This is a genomic window from Okeania sp. SIO3B5, from assembly GCF_010692555.1.
GTDB lineage: Bacteria > Cyanobacteriota > Cyanobacteriia > Cyanobacteriales > Microcoleaceae > Okeania.
The window spans coordinates 1-3,715 of sequence record NZ_JAAHHG010000740.1; the positions used below are offsets into that span (position 1 = coordinate 1).

Here is a 3,715-nt window from a genome sequence, read left to right on the forward strand (position 1 = left end):
CGTATCATTAAAAGTAGTATATAAATTTGTATCTTGGTAGGTGTTTATACTATGCAAATCATCTCAATTACTTTTTTCGTTCATCAAATTCCGAGTAAAAAATTTACGCATAAATACTTCTTTGATTGATTACTCAATCACGGCAGTCATGATTTTCTTCTCAAATTCTGTCTCCTGTCTTCCCCTCCCCTCCTGGGAGGGGCTAGGGGTGGGTTGGGAAGGGGAGGGGCGAGGGGTGGGTTGTCTCCTGACTCCTTCTTCTGTACTACATTTTGTGGTGCGGAATGTGGGTTCTAACTCAATAGTAGAATTCGGCCTGAGTTGATCTAACTTTTATTATTGTTTAAAAAAGTATAGCAGTACGTCTGTTGAGAGTTAGCGATCGCGACTGAGTAGTCCCATCATACTGTATCAGCCACTTTTGCAGAAGGTCTACGATCTAATCTATCTAAAATATCCAACATTTCCCGTTCAAAGGCCACACTAGCACGATTAGTTTTACCCCCAATATAAACCCGCTCGCTTTCCTGCCAAGCCCAAATTTGCGAGTGAGAAACATAACTCATCAACACACTCAACATCAATAAACCAAAACCTAAATAAACAATAGGAATTCCAGGGTCAGCTTTTATTTGTAAACCCGTACTACCTATAATCTTGTCAACAAATAGCCTTACCCCATTAACCTCTGTAGACATTCCTTCACGCACACTAGCAACTAATTTACCAGTGGCATCATAAATTAATACAGTTCCTTGTAAATCTCTTGCCAGTAGAGATACACCCTCACTCAAATCTGGTTTAATCGGAATCCAAGTTCCCCAAATTCTGCCCCCTCCCGCTGTATTTAATTTGGCCATTGGTAACTCAAAAACAGGGCTTCTATTAACTCTGACTTGAACTGCAGCGATCGCCCAATCTGCCTGATACATTGTCACCCCATGATATCTCATCGGTTGATTGACAAATATAGTTTTCCGATCAACTTCGGAACCATTTTTATCTAATATTGATAGGTCTGAATAAAACTGGTCAATTGCTCCTTCTGGAGTATAGTCAATCCAAAAACGATTTACCCGCACCAACCAATCTTGAGGAATTTGTGATTCGGCAAAAATTCCAGCATCCACAATATTTTTAATTTGAAATGTTTCTCCACTCGGCACTATTTCTTGACCAATAAATCCGGTCATTGAACCAACTATTGACCCAGCTAAAATAATCAACATACTAGCGTGAACTATTATGGGGCCAATTTTGCCAATAATTCCTTTTCGCCCATAAAGTTTATCTCCTTCTTGAAATACCTGATAACCACGTTGCTGTAGTATTTTTTCTAGGGAATCTAGGGAAGCTTTTTCTATTTCTGTGCTTAATGCTAAGTTTTCAAATTGTTGTTTCTTATTATAGAATTTCCAGCGATTAGCAGACTTTAGGGCTGGCATTTGTCGCGTAAAAGTACAAGCCGTTAAACTTGCTCCAAACAAAACTAATATTGATAAAAACCACCAAGTACGATAGACATGGTCTAACTCTAATAACAAAATTACTTTCCAAGTCAAAAATCCAAATAATGCTGGTTTTTCAGGATAATTTTCCTGATAAAAATTTATTGATTCACCTTGTTCTATAACTGTGCCCGAAATGCTACTTATAGCAATTACTAATAGTAGAGCGATCGCTAACCTTAAATCAGCCAATAATGGCAATATTTCTCTTCTAAATATTTTGAGAGGATTGAACCTCCAGCCTAATTCTGAATCTTTAGCATCCATTAATTTAATTCCTATCAGCTTTAATAATTACCCCTTCTTAAAATAAAGGGATTGATGCGGTAGGGGATTTTTTTGATTTTATCCCCTTAAAAAGGTAGATTTCAAACCTGAATTATCCAATTATTAATTATTAATTATTAATTATTGATTATCAGGTGACTGGTACTATTCTAAATAACAGTGAAAATAAACCAAAACCAACTAATAAAATACCACTAGCAGGTGTAATCCAACTAGACCATTTTCGCAGCTCTAAAAAGTTTTTAAGATTAGCTATAAAAGCACCTGCTAATATCAAAGGCGTTACATAACCAAAAGCATAAAATAGCAATAAAACCCCTCCTAAAACCAAGTCTCCAGTCGTAGAAACCCAAGCTAATAATGTTGCTAATACGGGAGTGCTACAGGGAGATGCAACTAAACCAAATGTTAAACCTAATAAATATGAACGTATTCCTTTAGGTAAATCTTGAGATATCCATCCCATACTGTCAAAAGAAGGCATAGGTAATGGCAATGCTTCTAGTAAATTAAGACCCATTAAAATAGCAACTATACTAACAATAATTGGCAATCCTATACCAACTTGACCATATACTTTTCCCAGTAATGATGCCAAAATTCCTAAACCTGCAAGAGTTGTAGCTAATCCTAGAGAAAACCAAGTAGATTGAACAGCAGCTTGGAGACGACTCTTAGCTTCATATCCGCCAATATAACCAATAGTTATTGGTAACATCGAAAGCATACAGGGAGTCAAACTGGTAAGTAAACCAGCTACAAATATAATTATCAAACTGACCCAACTGAGATGTATGAGTTGAGTCTTCACTATAGTATTTGCATATTGAGTAGTCTCGTAAAGTAAAGTCAGAAAAGTTTCCATAGTTATGATTGATTACTCTATTTATCTTAAGTAGAACTAAAATATTTGCTTGAGTGTCAGAAGTTATAGGAAGGCAGAAGCTGAATATTCTGTGTATGAGACACGCAAAACTTCTTGCCTTTTTGCCATGAAGGCTGGAATACTTAATATTTTGACACTTCCTTTAATTGGATCAAGATTCAAACCGCTCGTATAAATCTGTAGATATCTACCAATAAATAGACACAACTAGACATATACGTTAGTAATCTTAGTCCATAGGTCTAAAACGGAGCGGGATAAACGGCAATCCACGCCAGTTGCTACAACGGGGGGAACCCCCGCAACGCACTGGCTCCTCTATTCCCTCAAAAGCATTGGGAATTACTTTTCGGGCTATATTCATACTTCCGTTGGTGTCCGCATTGATTAATTTACCACTGGCAGTTTTGTATAAACCTCTCTTCGTGCGTCTACCGCTAAAACTATATTTAGATTTAGAGTTTGGTGTATATCTTGGTAACTCATCACCATCTAAAGCGCTTGCTTTACTGGTATAACTTTCTTCAGTAATTACTACTTTAATTCCTGCTAAGTGCCCTTTATATATCAACATCTCAATTAATCGACCATGAGGTATTTTGGTGAATTGCTGATTATTGCGTTTGCCGATTTGGATGTTTTGTTTCATACCTTGATTATTACCAATAACTAAAGTAGAAACGTCATTTTTTACACACCAATTAATCACTCTACGACTGGCTGTATGTAGGTAATTGTTAACTCGGTTATCCCCCTTGAAATTAAGTTCCTTTATTTGTCGCCAAGCTTTTTTAGATTGAGCTTTAGCCAGTTTCTTATTAAAATTTTGATTGATACTTTTTAAAGGTCTACCATTAATCAACAGAGGTTTTATGCCTGGTTGATTTGAAGTTATAGCCATTAAATTAGTTAATCCTAAATCAATACCTGCAACGTAATTAGATTGTTTTGGCTCTACATCACAAACAGTGTAAACAACCTCTATAACATAGCAATTTAGCTTCGGTACAATACGAACTTGGTTAATATTACA

The 3,715-nt window shown here is 36.3% G+C and carries 3 protein-coding genes; all 3 read right to left on the bottom strand.

Annotation, left to right across the window (positions count from 1 at the left end):
- Positions 1–401: 401 nt before the first annotated feature.
- Positions 402–1,775, bottom strand: a complete 1,374-nt coding sequence (locus F6K54_RS41745; RefSeq protein WP_293090377.1) for a cytochrome c biogenesis protein — start codon at positions 1,773–1,775, stop codon at positions 402–404.
- Positions 1,776–1,926: 151 nt separating this feature from the next.
- A complete protein-coding gene (locus F6K54_RS41750) occupies positions 1,927–2,661 on the bottom strand; it encodes a cytochrome c biogenesis protein CcdA (RefSeq protein WP_293090378.1) in 735 nt (244 codons plus the stop codon).
- 250 nt (positions 2,662–2,911) lie between these two features.
- On the bottom strand, positions 2,912–3,715 hold an 804-nt coding region (locus F6K54_RS41755), incomplete at its 5' end, for a transposase (RefSeq protein ID WP_293090379.1).